15 protein-coding genes are annotated in these 19,278 nt (G+C 68.5%); 11 read left to right on the forward strand and 4 right to left on the reverse strand.

The genetic code is table 11. The annotated features are described in order from the left end of the window. Window positions 1-127 precede the first annotated feature (127 nt). From BC793_RS12290 to BC793_RS12310, 5 genes are all read left to right on the forward strand, one after another. A complete protein-coding gene (locus tag BC793_RS12290; protein WP_109592353.1) occupies window positions 128-739 on the forward strand; it encodes an ANTAR domain-containing response regulator in 612 nt (203 codons plus the stop codon). A gap of 196 nt (window positions 740-935) precedes the next feature. Then, entirely contained in the window at window positions 936-2,228 is a 1,293-nt protein-coding gene (locus BC793_RS12295; protein ID WP_239169885.1) for a branched-chain amino acid ABC transporter permease, read from the forward strand. Between the two features lie 10 nt (window positions 2,229-2,238). Then, window positions 2,239-3,231, forward strand: coding sequence for a branched-chain amino acid ABC transporter permease (locus tag BC793_RS12300; protein ID WP_109592357.1), 993 nt, complete (start codon window positions 2,239-2,241; stop codon window positions 3,229-3,231). Next, window positions 3,221-4,132, forward strand: coding sequence for an ABC transporter ATP-binding protein (locus BC793_RS12305; protein ID WP_109592359.1), 912 nt, complete (start codon window positions 3,221-3,223; stop codon window positions 4,130-4,132). Before BC793_RS12300 ends, BC793_RS12305 begins: the two co-directional genes overlap by 11 nt. Continuing rightward, the gene (locus tag BC793_RS12310; RefSeq protein ID WP_109592361.1) at window positions 4,125-4,904 is read left to right on the forward strand and encodes an ABC transporter ATP-binding protein; all 780 of its coding nucleotides are present in this window, start codon (window positions 4,125-4,127) and stop codon (window positions 4,902-4,904) included. The genes BC793_RS12305 and BC793_RS12310 overlap by 8 nt, the downstream gene beginning before the upstream one ends. A gap of 301 nt (window positions 4,905-5,205) precedes the next feature. Here the strand turns inward: BC793_RS12310 and BC793_RS12315 are convergent, their stop codons facing one another. After that, the gene (locus BC793_RS12315; protein ID WP_109592363.1) at window positions 5,206-6,468 is read right to left on the reverse strand and encodes an ABC transporter substrate-binding protein; all 1,263 of its coding nucleotides are present in this window, start codon (window positions 6,466-6,468) and stop codon (window positions 5,206-5,208) included. Between the two features lie 231 nt (window positions 6,469-6,699). Here BC793_RS12315 and polA point away from each other — a divergent pair, with 231 nt between their 5' ends. Together polA and BC793_RS51230 are read left to right on the forward strand one after the other, a co-directional pair. Continuing rightward, window positions 6,700-9,402, forward strand: coding sequence for a DNA polymerase I (polA, locus tag BC793_RS12320; RefSeq protein ID WP_109592365.1), 2,703 nt, complete (start codon window positions 6,700-6,702; stop codon window positions 9,400-9,402). A 918-nt stretch (window positions 9,403-10,320) separates the two neighbouring features. Next, entirely contained in the window at window positions 10,321-10,629 is a 309-nt protein-coding gene (locus BC793_RS51230; protein WP_239169890.1) for an ArsR/SmtB family transcription factor, read from the forward strand. A 197-nt stretch (window positions 10,630-10,826) separates the two neighbouring features. Here BC793_RS51230 and BC793_RS12330 read toward each other — a convergent pair whose 3' ends face one another. Genes BC793_RS12330 through BC793_RS12340 form a run of 3 tightly spaced genes read right to left on the reverse strand, consistent with a single transcriptional unit; the run spans window position 10,827 to window position 12,213 of the window. Then, a complete protein-coding gene (locus tag BC793_RS12330; protein ID WP_109592369.1) occupies window positions 10,827-11,147 on the reverse strand; it encodes a DUF3140 domain-containing protein in 321 nt (106 codons plus the stop codon). Then, window positions 11,140-11,358, reverse strand: coding sequence for a hypervirulence associated TUDOR domain-containing protein (locus tag BC793_RS12335; protein ID WP_109592371.1), 219 nt, complete (start codon window positions 11,356-11,358; stop codon window positions 11,140-11,142). Before BC793_RS12335 ends, BC793_RS12330 begins: the two co-directional genes overlap by 8 nt. A 42-nt stretch (window positions 11,359-11,400) precedes the next feature. Then, window positions 11,401-12,213 carry a class I SAM-dependent methyltransferase gene (locus BC793_RS12340; protein WP_109592373.1) on the reverse strand — a complete coding sequence of 271 codons (813 nt, stop codon included), beginning with the start codon at window positions 12,211-12,213 and terminating at the stop codon, window positions 11,401-11,403. Window positions 12,214-12,534: 321 nt separating this feature from the next. On the opposite strand from BC793_RS12340, the gene rpsA reads away from it, so the two are divergent. From rpsA to BC793_RS12360, 4 genes are all read left to right on the forward strand, one after another. Continuing rightward, entirely contained in the window at window positions 12,535-14,046 is a 1,512-nt protein-coding gene (rpsA, locus tag BC793_RS12345) for a 30S ribosomal protein S1 (protein ID WP_109592375.1), read from the forward strand. Window positions 14,047-14,170: 124 nt separating this feature from the next. Further along, window positions 14,171-15,283, forward strand: a complete 1,113-nt coding sequence (coaE, locus tag BC793_RS12350; RefSeq protein ID WP_109592377.1) for a dephospho-CoA kinase — start codon at window positions 14,171-14,173, stop codon at window positions 15,281-15,283. A gap of 269 nt (window positions 15,284-15,552) precedes the next feature. Next, window positions 15,553-17,655: an excinuclease ABC subunit UvrB gene (gene uvrB / locus BC793_RS12355; RefSeq protein ID WP_109592379.1), complete on the forward strand. Its 2,103-nt coding sequence runs from the start codon at window positions 15,553-15,555 to the stop codon at window positions 17,653-17,655. Between the two features lie 40 nt (window positions 17,656-17,695). Further along, window positions 17,696-18,907: a GNAT family N-acetyltransferase gene (locus tag BC793_RS12360; RefSeq protein WP_109592381.1), complete on the forward strand. Its 1,212-nt coding sequence runs from the start codon at window positions 17,696-17,698 to the stop codon at window positions 18,905-18,907. The last annotated feature ends 371 nt before the right edge of the window (window positions 18,908-19,278 follow it).

Raw genomic sequence — 19,278 nt, forward strand, 5'->3', positions numbered from 1 at the left:
ATGCCTCAGCCCGGCGTGAGTTGGTCACGCCAGGATGAGACTCCGACAGCCTACCTACTAGGCTTAGGGCGGCGACACCCACATACCGGGGTGTCGCGACATCGACGTTCTGGGGGTAGGGGTTTCCGTGGCCGACACGCAGGGTGGTGCGGAGCGCAAGCGGGTGCTCATCGCCGAGGACGAGGCCCTGATCCGGCTGGACCTGGCCGAGATGCTCGTGGAGGAAGGCTATGACGTCGTCGGTGAGGCCGGTGACGGCGAGACCGCCGTCCGGCTGGCCGAGGACCTCAAGCCCGACCTGGTGATCCTGGACATCAAGATGCCGATCATGGATGGGCTGGCGGCGGCGGAGCGGATCGCCGGCGGCCGGATCGCGCCGGTCGTCATCCTCACCGCGTTCAGCCAGCGTGACCTGGTCGAGCGTGCCCGTGCGGCGGGTGCGATGGCCTATCTGGTGAAGCCCTTCCAGAAGTCCGACCTGGTGCCGGCGATCGAGATCGCCCTCTCCCGCTACTCGGAGATCTCCGTGCTGGAGTCCGAGGTCGCGGGCCTCACCGAGCGTCTCGAGACGCGCAAGTCGGTGGAGCGCGCCAAGGGCGAGCTGATGACGAAGTACTCGATGACCGAGCCGCAGGCCTTCAAGTGGATCCAGCGTGCCGCCATGGACAACCGGATGACCATGCGTGAGGTCGCGGACCGCATCATCCTGGAGTCCGCGGGCGGTGCGGCGGCCGGTTAGACCGGTTGGTATGCCTCATAGGAGCCGGTGGTGCGGATCACGTGCCACCGGTTTTCTATTGGCTCTTGACGAAAGGTTGAGGCTCCGTAACGGCTTTGTTACGACCGGCTGCTCAGCTGCTTGGCAGGCTATGATCCGCCAGTCCTTCCGCGATACATCTGGCGGGGATTTCTGCTGCTAAACACAAGGAGCATCGTTGCGTAGAGCCGTGATCATCTTCACGGCCGTTCTCGGTTTCCTGTTCACTTCCCTGGGTTTGGGCGCCACGAGCGCCTTAGCCGAGGGTGAGGCGTTGCAGGGCACGTTGATCAATGCGGGCCAGCCAGTGGCGAACGTGGTGATCAAGGTGTCGGACGAGGGCGGCACATCGGCCGGTGAGGCGAAGTCCGGTCCGGACGGCAAGTGGGTGGTTCCGCTGAAGGCCGCGGGCACCTACAAGGTCGATCTGGACACCGCGACGCTGCCGCAGGGCGTGGTAGTCACCACGGGTCGATCGAGTCTGACGTTGACGGTGTTCGAGGGCGCGGCACGGGCCGTGCTGTTCCCGCTCGGCGCGGACGCGGCCGGCGGATCGGGCGCACCGGCACCGGAGGACGACGGGAACTCTCAGCTCGCCCGGGTGCTGGATCTCATCTACACCGGCATCCATTTCGGTCTGATCATCGCGCTGGCGGCCCTGGGCCTCTCGCTGATCTTCGGCACCATGGGCCTGACGAACTTCGCGCACGGCGAGCTCATCACCTTCGGGGCGGTGGGCTGTTTCCTGCTCAACGTCACCGCTGAGCTGCCGCTGGAGATCGCGGCGGTCGCCGCCGTGGTACTCGGTGGCGCCTTCGGCTACTTCCAGGACCGCCTGTTCTGGGGCTGGCTGCGCAACCGCCGGACCGGCCTGATCGGCATGATGATCATCTCGATCGGTGTGGCCCTGATCCTGCGGTACGTCTACCTCTACTTCTTCGGTGGCGACACCAGGCAGTACGCCCAGTATGTGGCCCAGCCCGGCATGGACCTGGGACTGCTCTCGATCGCCCCGAAGAACCTGATCATGGACGGCATCGCGATCGTCGTCCTGATCGCCGTCTCGCTCGCGCTGGTGATGACCCGGCTCGGCAAGGCGACCCGGGCGGTGTCGACCAACCCCGCCCTGGCCGCGGCCTCCGGCATCAGCGTCGACTCGATCATCCGCCTGGTCTGGACCATCGGTGGTGCTCTCGCCGCGCTCAGCGGCGTGATGCTCGGCCTCTTCCAGGGCGTCAACTACCAGATGGGCTTCCAGATCCTGCTGCTGGTGTTCGCCGCCGTCACCCTCGGTGGCCTCGGCACCGCGTTCGGAGCCCTGCTGGGCAGCCTCGTGGTCGGTCTGGCCACCCAGCTGTCGACGCTGTGGATCCCGACCGAGCTCAAGAACGTCGGCGCCCTCGCGGTGCTGATCGTGATCATCCTGGTCCGGCCCCAGGGCATCCTGGGCCGCCGCGAGCGGATCGGCTGAGGGGGATCAAATGGGCTGGGACATCATCATCGGCGTCTCTCTGGAGTCGCTGATCAACGCCACGATGATCGCCTACGCATTGGCGGCCATCGGTCTCAACGTGCACTTCGGTTACACAGGTCTGCTGAACTTCGGTCAGTCGGCCTTCCTCGGCGTCGCCGCCTACGGCCTGGCGATGACCGTCGCCACGTTCGGCCTGCCCTTCTGGGTGGGTATCGGCGTCGGCCTGCTCGGCGCGGTCATCCTGGCGCTGCTGCTCGGTATCCCGACACTGCGTCTGCGCGCCGACTACCTCGCGATCGTGACGATCGCGGCGGCCGAGATCGTGCGACTGTTCTTCCGGTCGGTCTCGCTCAGCGAGTGGACCGGCGGCTCCGACGGCCTCCAGGCCTTCTCGGACGACTTCTACGCGATGAACCCGTACGGCTCGGCGCTCGAGATCGGCACGGTGATCAGTTTCGACGCCCGCGAGCTGTGGGTGATGACGGTCGGCTGGGTGCTCGTCGCGATCTCGGTGCTCATCGTGTTCCTGGCGATGCGCAGCCCCTGGGGCCGGGTCATCAAGGCCATCCGTGAGGACGAGGACGCCGTCCGCAGCCTCGGCAAGAACGTCGTCTCCTACAAGATGCAGTCGCTCATCCTCGGCGGTGTCCTCGGCTCGCTCGGCGGTTACATCATCGCGCTGAGCAAGGCCGCGGTGCAGCCGGACACGTTCGGCACCGAGTTCACGTTCTACATGTACACGATCGTGATCCTCGGCGGTGCGGCCCGCGTCTTCGGCCCGGTCGTCGGGTCGATGATCTTCTGGTTCCTGCTGGCGTTCATCAACGCCGTCCTGCCGGCCGCCATCACCGCGGGTTACATCCCGACCTGGCTGATGACCACCACGCAGGCCGGTGCCGTCGGCTACATCTTCGTGGGCCTCGGACTGGTCCTCTTGCTGATCTTCCGCCCGCAGGGCATCTTCGGCGACAAGAAGGAGGTCATGCTCGATGGCCGCTGACGCCAACGTCCCGCCCGGTGTGGCGCGGGCGCGTGCCGCGCTCAAGGACGTCCCGCACCAGCCCGGCGCCAAGAAGCCCGACGCGATCCTGGTCGCCGACAAGGTGGTGCGGCGCTTCGGCGGCCTCACCGCGGTGAACGTCGGCCACATCGAGATCCAGCGTGGCGCGATCACCGCCCTGATCGGCCCGAACGGGGCCGGCAAGACGACGTTCTTCAACCTGCTGACCGGTTTCGACAAGCCGAACGAGGGCGACTGGACCTTCAACGGCAGTCCGCTCGGTGGCGTCGCCCCCCACAAGGTGGCCCGCAAAGGCATGGTCCGTACCTTCCAGCTCACCAAGGCGCTGTCCCGCCTGTCGGTCATCGACAACATGCGGCTCGGTGCCACCGGTCAGAAGGGCGAGTCCTTCTGGCAGGGGCTCGTCCCGGCGCTGTGGAAGGCCCAGGAGCAGGAGATCACGGCACGGGCCGACGAGTTGCTCGCCCGGTTCAAGCTCGACGCCAAGCGCGAGGACTTCGCCGGCAGCCTCTCCGGCGGTCAGCGCAAGCTCCTCGAGATGGCGCGGGCCCTGATGGTCCAGCCCGACATGGTGATGCTCGACGAGCCGATGGCCGGCGTGAACCCGGCGCTGACGCAGTCGCTGCTCGGCCACGTGAAGAGCCTGCGGGAGGACGGCATGACCGTTCTCTTCGTCGAGCACGACATGGACATGGTCCGTGACATCAGCGACTGGGTGATCGTGATGGGCCAGGGCGAGGTGATCGCCGAGGGCACCCCCGACACGGTGATGGCCGACCCGCGGGTCATCGACGCCTACCTGGGCGCCCACCACGACGGCACCGCGCACGACCCGGACGAGGTTGCCGCCGAGGTCGAGGGAGGTAAGTCTCATGAGTAGCAGCTCCAGCAACGAGATCCAGGACCGTTCCGCCCACGTGGCCGGAGCCGAGGGTGCACTGGTCCGCGCCGACGATCTGATCGCCGGTTACCTTCCGGGCGTCAACATCCTCAACAACTGCGATCTGTACGCCAAGGAAGGCGAGCTGGTCGGCATCATCGGCCCCAACGGCGCCGGTAAGTCGACCCTGCTCAAGTCCCTCTTCGGTCTGGTGACGATCCGGTCCGGCGCGGTCACGCTCCGGGGCGAGAACATCACCAACCTCAAGGCCAACAAGCTCGTGGCCAAGGGGATCGGGTTCGTCCCGCAGACCAACAACGTGTTCGGCACCCTCACCATCGAGGAAAACCTCGAGATGGGTACGTTCCTGCGGCCGAAGCGCTTCAAGGAGCGCTTCGACTTCGTGGTCGACCTGTTCCCCACCCTCGGCACCCGGCGCAAGCAGCGGGCCGGGGCGCTGTCCGGCGGTGAGCGCCAGATGGTCGCGATGGGGCGGGCCCTGATGATGGAGCCCAGTGTCCTCCTCCTCGACGAGCCGTCGGCGGGTCTCTCGCCGGCCATGCAGGACGAGGTGTTCTTCCGGACCAAGCAGATCAACGACACCGGCGTCACCGTGATCATGGTGGAGCAGAACGCGCGTCGGTGCCTGCAGATCTGTGACCGGGGCTACGTGCTGGACCAGGGGCGTAACGCGTACACCGCGTCCGGCCGGGACCTGATGCACGACCCGAAGGTGATCGAGCTCTACCTCGGGACGCTGGCCAAGGCCTGATCTCCCGTACCGATGTGAAAGGCCCCGGCGGTCGCCTGTCTTCCAGGATGACGGCCGGGGCCTTGGCATAGCGCTCGGCTGGGGCATCCCGGCCGAGCGTTCTTGCGTCCACGCCCGTCGCCGTCCGGGGATCGTGCGGCTGACCCGCACCAGCCGGCACGCCTCACTCGTACCCACACCGCATGTCTCCCCGGCCCTCAGGCGGCCTTTCCGTCGGGCCGGGCGATGCCGCCGAGGCAGGGCGCAAAAGGGCGAGGGCCCGGCCAGATGGCCGGGCCCTCGCTGTCACCAGTGGCTGAGATCAGATCTTGCCGGTCTGGTACGAGACGTTCTTGTAGGTGTTGTCGGCGCCGTACTGGTAGATGCCGATGGTGGCCTCGGCCGGGTCACCGGCGTCGTTCCACTCGACCGGACCGCTCACGCCGTCGTAGTCGATGTCCTTGCCGGCAGCGATGGCGTCCTTGCAGGCCTGGAAGCTGGTGCACTTCTCGCCGCCCTTGCTCACCGCGGAGAGCTGCTTGGAGTAGTCGCCCGGAGCGTCGCTCTTGGCGGCCTCAGCGGCCAGCGCGGCCAGCATGGTGGCGTCGTACGACTCGGCCGAGTAGGAGTAGTCCTTCAGGGCCGGGTCGACCTCGAGCAGCTTCTTCTGGAAGTCCTCGGAGGTCTTGGCGCCCGGCAGGGTGCCCTTGGCGCCCTCGAAGGTCCCGTTCGGGAACTCCTTGCCGTAGTTCGACAGGTTGCCGTCGACGAAGTACCACTTCTTGGTCTTCGCGGTCAGGCCGACCTCGACCAGCTTGGGAACGATCTTCTTGGTCTCGTCGAAGCCGATCAGGACGATCGCCTGCGGGTTGGCCTGCTTGATCTTGCCGATCTCAGCCGAGAAGTCGGCCGCCTTCGGGTCGTAGATCTCCTCGGCGACGATCTGGCCGCCGCCGCTCTCGACCGCGCTGCGGACGCTCTTGGCCAGACCCGTGCCGTACGCGTCCTGGAGGACCAGGAGGCCCACGGTCGCGTTGCCGTCGGCGACCACCAGGTCACCGAGGACGCGGCCCTGCAGCGTGTCCGGCGGGGCGGTCCGGAAGTAGAGGCCCTTGTCGTTGTACGTGGTGAACTTGTCGGACGTGTTCGCCGGCGAGATCTGCACCACGCCCGCGCCGGTGATCTTGTCGATCACGGAGAGGGACACCGAGGAGGACGCGGCGCCGATGATGACGTCCGCCTTCTCGGCGAGCAGCTTGTTCACGGACTGGCTGGCGATGTCGGTGGAGGTGTCGCCGGAGTCGGTGTCGCTGACCACGACGTCCTTGCCCAGGACGCCGCCGGCGGCGTTGATCTCCTTGACGGCGAGGTCCACACCGGCGAACTCCGGCGGGCCGAGGAACGCGAGCGAACCGGTCTGCGGCAGCAGGGTGCCGACCTTGAACACGCCGTCACCACCCGCGGCCGCGGGGGCCGAGGACGAGCCGGTCTCAGGCTTGTCACCGTCGTTGGAGCACGCGCCCAGAGCAAGGCAAGCGGCACCCAGCACGGCGACACCGCGCCATGCGAAGTTGCGGCGGATCATCAAATCTCCTTTGTCCCAGCGCGGTGGGTGCATGGGTGGCTCCCACTGCCATGACGCTGATGGTGGCAACCTAATGAGCTGCGGACCCCGCGGCTAGCTCAAAGCTCCGGTTGCAACAGGACAGTTGCCTATCCGTAACTTTCCGCTAGCGGTCTGACGTATGAGCGGGTGAACCTGCGGCCCGGACGGCGTACCGGAGAATGTCGGACCCGGCGACTAGAGTGCCGGGATGTGAGCGACGAAGCCGAGACCCCCCGCCTGCTGCTGCTCGACGGCCACTCGCTGGCCTACCGGGCCTATTTCGCGCTGCCGGTGGAGAACTTCAGCACCGCCACCGGCCAGCCCACCAACGCCGTGTTCGGCTTCACGTCGATGCTCATCAACATGCTGCGCGACGAGAAGCCCACCCACATCGCGGTCGCGTTCGACGTCTCCCGCCATTCCTTCCGCACGGACAAGTATGCGGAGTACAAGGCCGGCCGGTCGGAGACCCCGCAGCCCTTCCAGGGTCAGGTCAGCCTGATCAAGGAGGTGCTGGAGGCGCTGCGCATCCCGGTGCTGGAGAAACCCGGCTACGAGGCCGACGACGTCATCGCCACCCTGGCGACCCGGGCCCGGGCCGCCGGCATGGAGGTGCTGATCTCCACCGGCGACCGGGACGCCTTCCAGCTGGCCGGCGAGCACACCACGATCATCTACCCGGTGCGCGGCGTCTCCGAGGTCTGGCGGATGACCCCGGACGCGATCGAGGCCAAGTATTTCGTACGGCCCGAGCTGTACCGGGCGAAGGCCGCGCTGGTCGGCGAGGCCAGTGACAACCTGACCGGTGTGCCGGGTGTGGGCGACAAGACCGCCGCCAAGTGGATCAAGGAGTACGGCGACCTCGACGGCATCATCGCCAACGTCGACAAGATCAAGGGCAAGGTCGGCGACAGCCTGCGTGCCCATCTTGCCGACGTGATCCGCAACTACGACCTCAACGCCCTGATCTGCGACCTGGAGCTGCCGCTGGCCCCCCAGGACGTGCGCTGGCAGGGCTGGGACCGGGAGGCCGTGCACCAGGTCTTCGACGCCCTGGAGTTCCGGATCCTGCGGGAGCGGCTCTACTCGTACCTCGAAGCCGTCGAGCCGGAGGCCGAGGCCGGGTTCGACCTCGCCGGGCAGGTCCTGCGCTCCGGTGGCGTCGCCGCCTGGCTGCGTGAGCACGCCGGCACCGACGCGGTCGGCGTCGCCGTCACCGGCTCGTTCGGGCGCGGCACCGGCCGTCTCACCGGCATCGGCGTGGCCACCGCCGGCGGGCCGGCCGCCTGGTTCGACCCGGCCGGCCTCGACGAGGACGACGAGCGTGCCGTGGCGGCGTGGCTGGCCGAGCCGTCCCGCCCCAAGGTGATCCACGACGCGAAACCAGCGCTGCTCGCCTTCCACGCGCACGGCTGGCAGCTCGCCGGTGTCACCACCGACACCGCCCTCGCCGCCTACCTGGCCAAGCCCGACCAGCGGGCCTACGACCTGAACGACCTGGCCCTGCGCTACCTCAAACGCGAGCTGAAGGTCGAGGAGCAGGAGCAGGAGACCCAGCTGGCCTTCACGTTCGAGGGCGACGAGGCGCCGGACGACACGGCCGAGAAGGGCGTGATGCTGCGCGCCCGGGCCACCCTCGACCTGGCCGAGGTCCTCATCGCCGAGCTGTCCCGCGACGGCGGTGAGTCGGTGCAGCTGCTCGCCGACGTGGAGCAGCCGCTGTCGGTGGTCCTCGCCGAGATGGAGCAGCGCGGGATCGCCGCCGACACCGACTACCTCTCCGAGCTGGAGTCGCACTTCGCCGCCGAGGTCAAGTCCGCCCAGCTGGCCGCGCACGAGGTGGTCGGCCGGGAGTTCAACCTCGGCTCACCCAAGCAGCTCCAGGAGATCCTCTTCGTCGAGCGCAACCTGCCGAAGACGAAGAAGATCAAGTCCGGCTACACGACCGACGCCGACGCGCTGACCAACCTGTTCGAGCAGACCGCCGATCCGCTGCTGGCCCACCTGTTGCGCCACCGTGACGTCGCCAAGCTCAAGTCGACCGTCGACGGCCTCCTCAAGTCGGTCTCCGACGACGACCGCATCCACACCACGTTCAACCAGACGGTCGCCGCCACCGGCCGGCTCTCGTCGACCGACCCCAACCTCCAGAACATCCCGATCCGCACCGAGGAGGGTCGCCGCATCCGCCGCGCCTTCGTGGTCGGCCCCGGCTTCGACCGGCTGATGACCGCCGACTACAGCCAGATCGAGATGCGGATCATGGCGCACCTGTCCGGTGACGACGCGCTGATCGCCGCCTTCAACTCGGGCGCCGACTTCCACGCGGCCACCGCGTCGTCGGTCTTCCACGTCGGCCTCGGCGAGGTCACCCCCGACCAGCGCCGCAAGATCAAGGCGATGAACTACGGCCTGGCGTACGGGTTGAGCGCCTTCGGTCTCTCCAACCAGCTGAGCATCTCCACCGAGGAGGCGCGCACGCTGATGACGGAGTATTTCGAGCGCTTCGGCGGGGTCCGCGACTACCTCCAGGCCGTCGTGCAGCGGGCCGGCAAGGACGGCTACACCGCCACCATCCTCGGCCGGCGGCGTTACCTGCCCGACCTGAGCAGCGACAACCGTCAGCGCCGCGAGATGGCCGAGCGGATGGCCCTGAACGCGCCGATCCAGGGTTCCGCCGCCGACATCATCAAGATCGCCATGCTGCGGGTCGACGAGGCCCTCAAGGACGCCGGCCTGACCTCCCGCATGCTCCTGCAGGTCCACGACGAGCTGGTCTTCGAGGTCGCCCCCGACGAGCGCGAACCTCTCGAGGAACTGGTCCGCCGCGAGATGGGCGGCGCCTACCCGCTGTCGGTGCCGTTGGAGGTCTCCATCGGCGTGGGCCGCGACTGGAACGGCGCCGACCACTGACCGCCCCACCCCGGGCCCCTGCCGTCCCCGGCAGGGGCCGAAGCCACTGCCCCACCCCGTCGGGCCTCTGTCGTCCTCGGCGGCGTGCGGAACTTCCCACACCGCCACCCCCGGGTGGCTGGTCCTCACCGCTGTCTCAGCTCGGCTGAGGCAGCGGTGACAGCCAGCCGGTTGTTCTCGGCTGGTCCTGGCCGTTGTCTCTGGGGTGTTGAGGCAGCGGTGACAGCCAGCCGGTTGTTCTCGGCTGGTCCTGGCCGTTGTCTCTGGGGTGTTGAGGCAGCGGTGACAGCCAGCCGGTTGTTCTCGGCTGGTCCTGGCCGTTGTGTCAGGGGCGTTGAGGCAGCGGTGACAGCCAGCCGGTTGTTCTCGGCTGGTCCTGGCCGTTGTCTCTGGGGCGTTGAGACAGCGGTGGTGGCCAGCCGGTTGTTCCCGGGGGTCGAAGCGACTGACGGCACTGCGCCGGGTCTCTGTCGTCCTCAGCGGGGGCCGAAGCCACTGACCTCCGGTCCTGGCCTCTTCGGGCTAGGTTCTCCGGGTCGTGGCCCTTCCATTTCCGGCCCCGTCCGTGGCCCCTTCCGGCCCCGACCCTCCGGGTCCGGCCGTTCAGGTCCCGGCTCCTGCCTTTCCCGGGTCGCTGGGGAGACGGCTCGGATGCCCGGTCGGGTGACGGTGGGACGGCTCGGCGTACCCGTCCGGGTGGCATTCGCGCCGCTGGTTGCGCTCTTCTGCCACCCTGGGCCGATGCCGAGCCGATCGACGTCGATTGAGGTGCGTCCCGGGACCGCGGCCGACGCGCCATCCGGGGGCGTCCCCGGGCAGTCCGCCGTAGCCCTCGCGCCCGGACTCCGCTCCGGGCCCCCGACCGCCCACGTCCACGGACCGCGTCCCGCGGCGGCGTCCGGGTCCGACCCCGTCGCCATCGGGCACGGGCCGCTCGACTCCGACCAGGCGGGCGATCTCGCGGGAACCTTCAAGGCCCTCGGCGATCCGGTCCGCCTGCGGCTGCTGTCGATGATCGTCTCCGCCGCCGACGGCGAGATCTGCGTGTGCGACCTCAGTGAGGCGTTCCCGCTCACCGGGCCCACCATCTCGCACCACCTGCGCATCCTGCGCGAGGCCGGCCTCGTTCAGGGAGCCCGGCGTGGCACCTGGGTCTATTACCGCGCCGTCCCCGGAGAGCTGACCCGCTTGGCCGGCGTCCTCGACGCCGGCCGCCTCACCCGTTGACCGGGCCCGGGCCCCGCTGACGGATCCGCGCCAGGCCCGATCCGCTGCGATCGCGCGGGCCCGGCTTCTATTCGGCCCTCCGGTGTGATCTAGCGGGCTCGGCCTTGGTGGGCTGTGATCTCGCGGGTGCTGGTGGCCATGCTCACGGTCGTGGGCATGCTCACGGTCGTGGCCATGCTCACGGTCGTGGGCATGTCTCACTTGAGTGGGTCGTGGCCCCAGTTCATCAATGAGTAGCGCCAGCGGCTGTCGGTCACGTCGCCGTCCGGGCGCTGGGCCGTGTGCCGGTGCACGTATCCGACGACCTTGCGCATGTGCTGCTCGTCGGCGTCGGTGAGGTCGGCCTTCTTCTTGCCGAGAATCTGGACGATCTTGCGGCCCGAATCGTGGCCGACCGATTCGGCGCCCTCCGACCGCTTCTGGCCGACTTCCCGGGACTCGTCGGTGTCCAGCCACCCACGCAGTTCGGAGGCGGTCATGTTGACCGCCTCCCGGAACTCCTCGTGCACGTCAGCCATGGTGCAGCGCCCCGGGCTTGTGCACCGCCTCGCGTCCGGTCCTGTCGCTGCGCACCTTGTACTGCGGCTCCTCGGCCGACGCGGCGACGGTCCGTCCGGCGCTCTCGGTCCGCTCGGTGATCTTCTGTTCGACCGTGCCACGGACGGTCTCCCCATGGCTGCGCCAGCTCACCTTGTCGCCCTTTTTCAGGCTTTTCTTCGCTTTGGTCATGACTGGCGGATACCCGGCCGGTCGCCCCGGAAACGGTGGCCGTCAGAGTTCGGGCAGGTCGCAGACGAAGATCGCGGTGCCCGGGAAGAGGCGGCCGCGCAGCGGGCTCCACTGGCCCCAGATCTGGTCGTGATCGTCCGGCCACTCCGGTTCGACCAGGTCGCGCAGGACGAAACCGGCCGCCACCAGTTCGCGGATGCGATCGCCGAGGGTGCGGTGCTGTTCGAGGTAGCTGACGGTGCCGTCCTCGTCACGTTCGACGTAGGGGGTGCGGTCGAAATACGAGTTCCGGGCGAGGAGGCCGCTCTCGTCCGGCTCGTCGAGGAAGACCCACCGCATCGGGTGCGTGACCGAGAACACCCAACTGCCGCCGGGCCGCAGGATCCGGGCGACCTCGCGCATGGCCGCGCCCGAGTCGGCCACGAACGGGATGGCACCGAACGCCGTGCAGACGATGTCGAACGCGCCGTCGGCGAACGGGAGGGCCATCGCGTCGGCCTGGACGAGCGGAACCCGTACCCCACTGCGCTCTGCGGCCTCCCGCGCATGCCGCAGCATGCCCGCCGACAGGTCCATGGCGACCGGATGGGCGCCCTCGCGGCGCAGCCACCGGCTGGCCGCCGCGGCGCCGGCGCCCAATTCCAGAATCTTTTTTCCCGGTACGGACCCGAGCAGCCGCGCGTCGGCCTCCCGCAGTCGTTCCGGGCACCAGACGAAGTCGACGTCACCCAGGAACGTGCCGTGTTCGTCCTGGTAGTCGTCGGCGTCGAGATCCCACCAGGAGCGGTTGGCGCGGCGCGCCTCGGTCTCGGTCACACTGCCGGCGGGCGTCTCGAAGGAGTGGGACGAAGTCACCCGGCAACCGTACGGCAGGCGTGGCGACCGTCCCGATTCGGCTCATAAGGTGCATGCTGACGGGTTCTCGGCCGACAATGTGCCGCGGTCCTCAGGAGGGCTTGCAACCTGTGGTAATGCGCACGGTAAGCTAGTCGATGCGCTCGCGGATCGTGTGCCTCGGCAGGGAGCAGGTTCCGTGGTCGTCGGTCTCGGCATGATCGACTGCGTTGATGTGACTGCTCTCGGGTTGGTCGTCTCGTTGCTCGTGCCGCTACCGACGGCAGTTCCGTGGAGCGCGGGAGACACCACGAATCCATTCCGTTCGGAGCAACTGTCCACATGACGAGCAGCATCGAGGCCACCTCGAGCGCCAACAAGGTCACCGTCGACGATCTCGGATCCGAGGAAGCATTCCTCGCGGCCATCGACGAGACCATCAAGTACTTCAACGACGGCGACATTGTCGAAGGCACCGTCGTCAAGGTCGATCGGGACGAGGTCCTGCTCGACATCGGCTACAAGACCGAGGGTGTCATCCCCTCGCGCGAGTTGTCGATCAAGCATGACGTGGACCCCGCGGAAGTGGTGTCGGTCGGTGACCACATCGAAGCCCTCGTCCTCACGAAGGAGGACAAGGAAGGTCGTCTGATCCTCTCGAAGAAGCGCGCTCAGTACGAGCGGGCCTGGGGAACCATCGAGAAGATCAAGGAAGACGACGGCGTCGTCCGCGGTTCCGTCATCGAGGTCGTCAAGGGTGGCCTCATCCTCGACATCGGTCTCCGCGGCTTCCTCCCGGCCTCCCTTGTCGAGATGCGGCGCGTCCGCGACCTCCAGCCGTATGTCGGCCGGGAGCTCGAGGCGAAGATCATCGAGCTGGACAAGAACCGGAACAACGTGGTTCTGTCCCGCCGCGCCTGGCTGGAGCAGACGCAGTCCGAGGTTCGCACCGAGTTCCTCAACAAGCTGCAGAAGGGCCAGGTCCGCAAGGGCGTCGTGTCCTCCATCGTCAACTTCGGCGCCTTCGTGGACCTGGGTGGCGTGGACGGCCTCGTGCACGTCTCCGAGCTCTCCTGGAAGCACATCGACCACCCGTCCGAGGTCGTCGAGGTCGGCCAGGAGGTCGAGGTCGAGGTGCTCGACGTCGACCTGGACCGCGAGCGCGTCTCGCTGTCGCTGAAGGCGACCCAGGAAGACCCGTGGCGCCAGTTCGCCCGGACCCACGCGATCAACCAGATCGTGCCGGGCAAGGTCACCAAGCTCGTTCCGTTCGGCGCGTTCGTCCGCGTCGACGACGGCATCGAGGGCCTGGTGCACATCTCCGAGCTGGCCGAGCGTCACGTCGAGCTGCCCGAGCAGGTCGTCCAGGTGGGTTCGGACGTCCTCGTCAAGGTCATCGACATCGACCTCGAGCGTCGCCGGATCTCGCTGTCGCTCAAGCAGGCCAACGAGAACTTCGTCGAGGGCGAGGAGCACTTCGACCCGACCCTCTACGGCATGGCCGCGACGTACGACGCCGAGGGCAACTACATCTACCCGGAGGGCTTCGACCCGGAGACGGGCGAGTGGCTCGAGGGCTTCGACAAGCAGCGCGAGACGTGGGAGAAGCAGTACGCCGACGCCCGCGAGCGCTGGGAGGCCCACACCAAGCAGGTGCAGGCGTCCCGCGACGCCGACGCCGAGGCCGCGCTCAACCCGGCTCCGGCCGGCGGCGTGACCACCTCGTCGTCGACCTCGTCGTCCTCCTCGAGCTCGTCGGCCCCGGCGCGCTCCTCCGAGGAGCCGGCCGGCACCCTGGCCACCGACGAGGCTCTCGCGGCTCTGCGCGAGAAGCTTGCCGGCGGCAAGGGCTGATTCAGCCGGTAGGTATTACCACCGAAAGGCCGTCCCGACTCCGGTCGGGGCGGCCTTTCGCCTTCTCTGCACACCGCCGCCTCCCGGGCGCGGCCGTCCGCCCGGTTCTGGCGATACTGATGCCATGCTGAGAGTCGGGCTCACGGGTGGTATCGGTGCCGGTAAGAGCGCGGTCGCCCGGCGGCTCGCCGAGCGCGGGGCGGTGATCATCGACGCCGATCTGCTGGCCCGCGAAGTGGTCGAGCCCGGCACCGACGGCCTCGCCGAGATCGTCGAGGTGTTCGGGACCGGCGTGCTCACTCCGGAGGGCGCGCTCGACCGGCCCGCCCTCGGGGCCCGGGTGTTCGGCGACGAGGCGGCGCGGCGGCGCCTCGAGAAGATCATTCACCCTCGGGTACGGGAGAGGACCGCCGCCCTGACCCGCTCGGCAGCGCCCGACTCGATCGTGGTCAACGACGTTCCGCTCCTGGTGGAGACGGGGCTGGCTTCGTCGTACCACCTGGTGATCGTGGTGATGGCCGACCGTGAGGTGCGGGTGGAGCGTCTCACCCGCCTGCGTGGTTTGTCCCCGGCGGAGGCCGCCGCGCGGATCGACGCGCAGACCGACGATGCGAGCCGCCGGGCCGCCGCCGACGTGGTCCTGACGAACGAGGACGATCTGGAGAGCCTGCACGCCCGGGTGGACGCCTTGTGGCGTGACCGGATCGTGGAGTTCGAGCGCAATATCCGGTGTGGGCGGTCCGCACCGAGAAGTCCCGAGGCGCGCATCGTCGCGGCCGACCCGGAGTGGCCGTTTGCGGCGGCCCGGCTGATCGCCCGGCTCCGGCACGGGCTCGGCGACGGCCATGACGTCCAGCACGTCGGGCCGACCGCGGTGCCCGGCCGGCCGGCCCGGGACCTCATCGACCTGATGATCGGCGTGCGTACCCTGGCCGAGGCCGACGGACTCGCCGGCCGGCTCGGTGAGCTGGGCTTCCCGGTGCGGCCGGGGGAGTGGTCGGAGCGGGCCGGCGGTGGTCCCGCCGGTGCCGGCGGGACCTGGCCGAAGCGGGTGCACGGCTACGCCGATCCGGGGTACCGCGTCGATCTGCACCTGCGTGTGGTGGGTTCGCCGGGCTGGCGGTTCGCGCTGCTGATGCGTGACTACCTGCGGGCCGTGCCGGAGGGGGCGGAGCACGCGGACCTGGCGCGGGCGGCCGACGACTGGGCGTCCTCGACGGGCTGGCAGCCCTCCTGACGGGTTCCCGCGCGGGGGAAGTCCTCGCGGCGGCCGGGTCGGGTGACCCACCACGGGTGCGCTCGCCAGGGCGTCCGGGGCGCAGCCAACCATGGTGCGGCGGCTGGGCCGTGTGGGGACCCGGGCCGCCGGCGGCCGCCGCGGGCGGCCTACCGAACCAGCGTAGGTCGGCCCGCAAGGTGGGGACAATGCCGTGGCCATGGGCCGAATGTGCGTCCTGAGCACGCCGCCGCGGAAACTTGTCATACCCCCGACGTACGGTGGTGGGCATGGCGCTCGACATCCCACGACTCGACGGCCGGTTCGAGGTCGTCAGCGACTACCAGCCCGCGGGTGACCAGCCCGCCGCGATCAACGAGCTCGAGCGGCGGGTCCGCGGCGGCGATCGGCACACCGTCCTGCTCGGCGCCACCGGCACCGGCAAGAGCGCCACCACGGCGTGGCTCATCGAGCGGCTGCAACGGCCGGCGCTGGTGCTCGCCCCCAACAAGACGCTCTGCGCCCAGCTGGCCAAGGAGTTCCGTGAGCTCCTGCCCAACAACGCCGTCGAGTATTTCGTCAGTTACTACGACTACTACCAGCCAGAGGCGTATATCGCCCAGACCGACACCTACATCGAGAAGGACTCCTCGGTCAACGAGGAGGTGGAGCGGCTCCGGCACTCGGCCACGAGGTCTCTGCTGACCCGTCGCGACACCATCGTGGTCGCCACGGTCAGCGCGATCTACGGTCTCGGTACGCCCGAGGAATATGTCGACATGGCCGTCCGGGTCAAGGTCGGTGAGGACGTCAATCGCGACAAGCTGCTGCGCCGGCTGGTCGACATCCAGTACACCCGTAACGACATGGCCTTCCAGCGCGGCACGTTCCGGGTCCGGGGCGACACCCTGGAGATCATCCCGGCCTACGAGGAACTGGCCATCCGGATCGAGCTGTTCGGCGACGAGGTGGAGAAGCTCTACTATCTGCACCCGCTCACCGGCGACGTGATCCGCGAGGTCGACGAGCTGATCATCTTCCCGGCCACCCACTACGGGGCCGGTCCGGAGCGGATGGAGCGGGCCGTCCGCGACATCGAGGCCGAGCTGGAGGTCCGGCTCGCCGAGTTCGAGCGGCAGGGCAAGCTGCTGGAGGCCCAGCGGCTCCGGATGCGCACCACCTACGACCTCGAGATGATGCGGCAGGTCGGCTTCTGCAACGGCATCGAGAATTACTCGATGCACATGGACGGGCGGCAGCCCGGCGAGCCGGCGTTCACCCTGCTCGACTACTTCCCGGACGACTTCGTCACCGTCATCGACGAGTCACACGTCACCATTCCGCAGATCGGCGGCATGTATGAGGGCGACGCGTCGCGGAAACGGATCCTGATCGAGCACGGGTTCCGGCTGCCCAGCGCCGCCGACAACCGGCCGCTGCGCTTCGACGAGTTCCTCGAGCGTGTCGGCCAGATGGTGTTCCTCTCCGCCACCCCGGGCAACTGGGAGATGGAGCGGGCCCAGGGCGAGTTCGTCGAGCAGGTCATCCGCCCCACCGGCCTGGTCGACCCGCAGGTCGTGGTCAAACCCACCAAGGGCCAGATCGACGACCTGATGCACGAGATCCAGCTGCGCACCGAGAAGGACGAGCGCGTCCTGGTCACCACGCTCACCAAGAAGATGGCCGAGGACCTCACCGACTACCTCCTGGAGAACGGCATCCGGGTGCGCTACCTGCACTCCGAGGTCGACACGCTGCGCCGGGTCGAGCTGCTGAAGGAGCTGCGCAAGGGCGACTACGACGTCCTCGTCGGCATCAACCTGCTCCGTGAGGGCCTCGACCTGCCCGAGGTGTCGCTCGTGGCGATCCTCGACGCCGACAAGGAGGGCTTCCTGCGCAGCGGCCGGTCGCTCATCCAGACCATCGGCCGGGCCGCGCGAAACGTCTCCGGCGAGGTCCACATGTATGCGGACAAGATCACGCCGTCGATGCGGGGCGCCATCGACGAGACCGATCGCCGCCGGGCCAAGCAGATCGCCCACAACGAGGCCAACGGCATCAAGCCGCAGGCACTGCGCAAGAAGATCCACGACATCCTCGACGACATCTACAAGGAGGCCGAGGACACCGACGAGGTCGTCGGCGGCTCCGGCCGGCAGATGTCCCGCGGCAAGGCGTCCGTCCCGGAGTCCCGCTCCAAGGGCCGGGCGGCCGCCACACCGGCCCGTGCCGGGATGGCCCGGGCCGAGTTGGCCCAGCTCATTCAGGACCTCAACGATCAGATGCTCGGCGCGGCCCGGGAGCTTCAGTTCGAGCTGGCCGCCCGGATCCGCGACGAGATCCACGAGCTGAAGAAGGAGTTGCGCGGCATGGACATGGCGGGCGTGAAATAACCGGTCGTCCGGCGGCCGCCGCGTCACTAACCTGGCCGCCATGACGGCCGGAGTGCAGCGGGTGGCGGATGCCCTGCCCGAGGACGAGTTGCTGGATCTCGTGCGGCGATGCCGGGCGGCCGACGGCGGCATGCCCCTGGTGACCGAACCGTGGTTCCTGCGCGGGCGCTGGTTCGCACCCGGCACGGTGACCTTCGCGGTCAGAGACGGCGGCGCGCTGATCGGGGCGGCCGCCGTCCGCCCGTCCCCGGGAGGCCCCATGGTCACCGGGCTGGTGGATCCGGCGTTCCGGGGCCGGGGCTGGGGTTCGAGTCTGCTCGACGCTGCCCTGGCCGCCGCCGCGGATCTCCGTTCGGCCGGCCTTGCGGTGGATGCCGCTGGTGTCGCCGATTCTGCGGGCGCGGCCGTAGATCTCCGTTCGGCCGGCCTTGCGGCGGACGCCGCTGGTGTCGCCGATCCTGCGGACGCCGTCGTGGATCTTCGTTCGTCCGGCCGTGCGGCGGATGCCTCTGGTGTCGCTGATCCTGCCGGCGTTGTCGGTGCCGCCGACGCTGGCCTTGAGGGTGATTCTGTTCCGCTGTCTGTTGCGGATTCTGATGCGTTGGAGCCCTCTGCTGCGGGTCCTGAAGTGACGGCGCCTTCTATTGCCGCTTCTGAAGTGACTGCGCCGGCTGCCGTCGGTACTGAAGTGGCTGCGCCGGTGACTGTGGAGTGCGAAGGGTTTACGGCAGGTGCTGCGGAACTCTTCGCCGGGCGAGGACTGACCCAGGTCTTCGGTGAGGACGTGATGCGGATCAAGCTGGCGGCGGGGGACCGCTTCGAGGCCGGCTGGCCGGACGGGGCCGCGGTGGTCGAATGGTCCGCCGCCACCGCTGTGCGTTTCTATGCGGTTTATGTCGCTTCGTTCCGGGATCGGCCGGGCTTTCCTGATCCGACCGCCGAGGAATGGATCGAGGAGAACACCGAGGACGAGGACTTCCGCCCGGAGTGGTCGATCATGGTGACTCTGCCCGGGCACGGGGATGTCGGGTTCGTCACGGCGGCCGACGGCTGGATCGTGCAGGTCGGCGTGGTGCCGGCTGTCCGGGGTACCGGCCTCGGCGGCGCGCTGATCCGGGAGTCGCTGCGGCGGATGGCTGCTGCCGGTGCCTCGGAGGCGTGGCTCACGGTCAACGTGAACAATCCGTCAGCGGCCGGCCTCTACCGGCGGCTCGGCTTCGACGACATGGGACAGCGCGCCCGCTACCGATGAGGATTCATCGACGTCGGGCTCTGTTCTCACTGATGGTGCGCTAACTGCCCCGCGCAACCGGAAGCCGGGCCGCCGTCCGCCGACGGGGTCGGCTCATCCGGTCGGTTCGGCTCGGCTCGGCTCGGCGAGTTCAGCTCGTCCGGTTCGGCTCGACGAGTGCAGTTCGTCGGGCTTAGCTGGGCAACCGCAGCTCGATGAGGCCAGTTCGGTGGGTTAGCTCGGCGAGTTCGGCTCGGCGCGTTCAGCTAGATGGGCCGCTCGTCGAGTTCGGCTAGTACTGCAACCCGGTGTTGCGACTTGAGCAGCGGTCGCTCGTTGAACTGGTCATGTTGGGTGGGGCGGTGCTCGCGGAGTGGCAAGCGGGTCTGGAT

Origin of the sequence: Actinoplanes xinjiangensis (genome assembly GCF_003148685.1) — a bacterium.
Classification (GTDB): Bacteria; Actinomycetota; Actinomycetes; order Mycobacteriales; family Micromonosporaceae; genus Actinoplanes; species Actinoplanes xinjiangensis.

Excerpts from the sequence above, each read along its gene's own strand:
- BC793_RS12300 (WP_109592357.1), top strand. The coding sequence starts at position 2,239 with ATGGGCTGGGACATCATCATCGGCGTCTCTCTGGAGTCGCTGATCAAC.
- BC793_RS12305 (WP_109592359.1), top strand. The coding sequence starts at position 3,221 with ATGGCCGCTGACGCCAACGTCCCGCCCGGTGTGGCGCGGGCGCGTGCC.
- BC793_RS12310 (WP_109592361.1), top strand. The coding sequence starts at position 4,125 with ATGAGTAGCAGCTCCAGCAACGAGATCCAGGACCGTTCCGCCCACGTG.
- BC793_RS12315 (WP_109592363.1), bottom strand. The coding sequence starts at position 6,468 with ATGATCCGCCGCAACTTCGCATGGCGCGGTGTCGCCGTGCTGGGTGCC.
- BC793_RS12330 (WP_109592369.1), bottom strand. The coding sequence starts at position 11,147 with ATGGCTGACGTGCACGAGGAGTTCCGGGAGGCGGTCAACATGACCGCC.
- BC793_RS12335 (WP_109592371.1), bottom strand. The coding sequence starts at position 11,358 with ATGACCAAAGCGAAGAAAAGCCTGAAAAAGGGCGACAAGGTGAGCTGG.
- rpsA (WP_109592375.1), top strand. The coding sequence starts at position 12,535 with ATGACGAGCAGCATCGAGGCCACCTCGAGCGCCAACAAGGTCACCGTC.
- coaE (WP_109592377.1), top strand. The coding sequence starts at position 14,171 with ATGCTGAGAGTCGGGCTCACGGGTGGTATCGGTGCCGGTAAGAGCGCG.
- uvrB (WP_109592379.1), top strand. The coding sequence starts at position 15,553 with ATGGCGCTCGACATCCCACGACTCGACGGCCGGTTCGAGGTCGTCAGC.
- BC793_RS12360 (WP_109592381.1), top strand. The coding sequence starts at position 17,696 with ATGACGGCCGGAGTGCAGCGGGTGGCGGATGCCCTGCCCGAGGACGAG.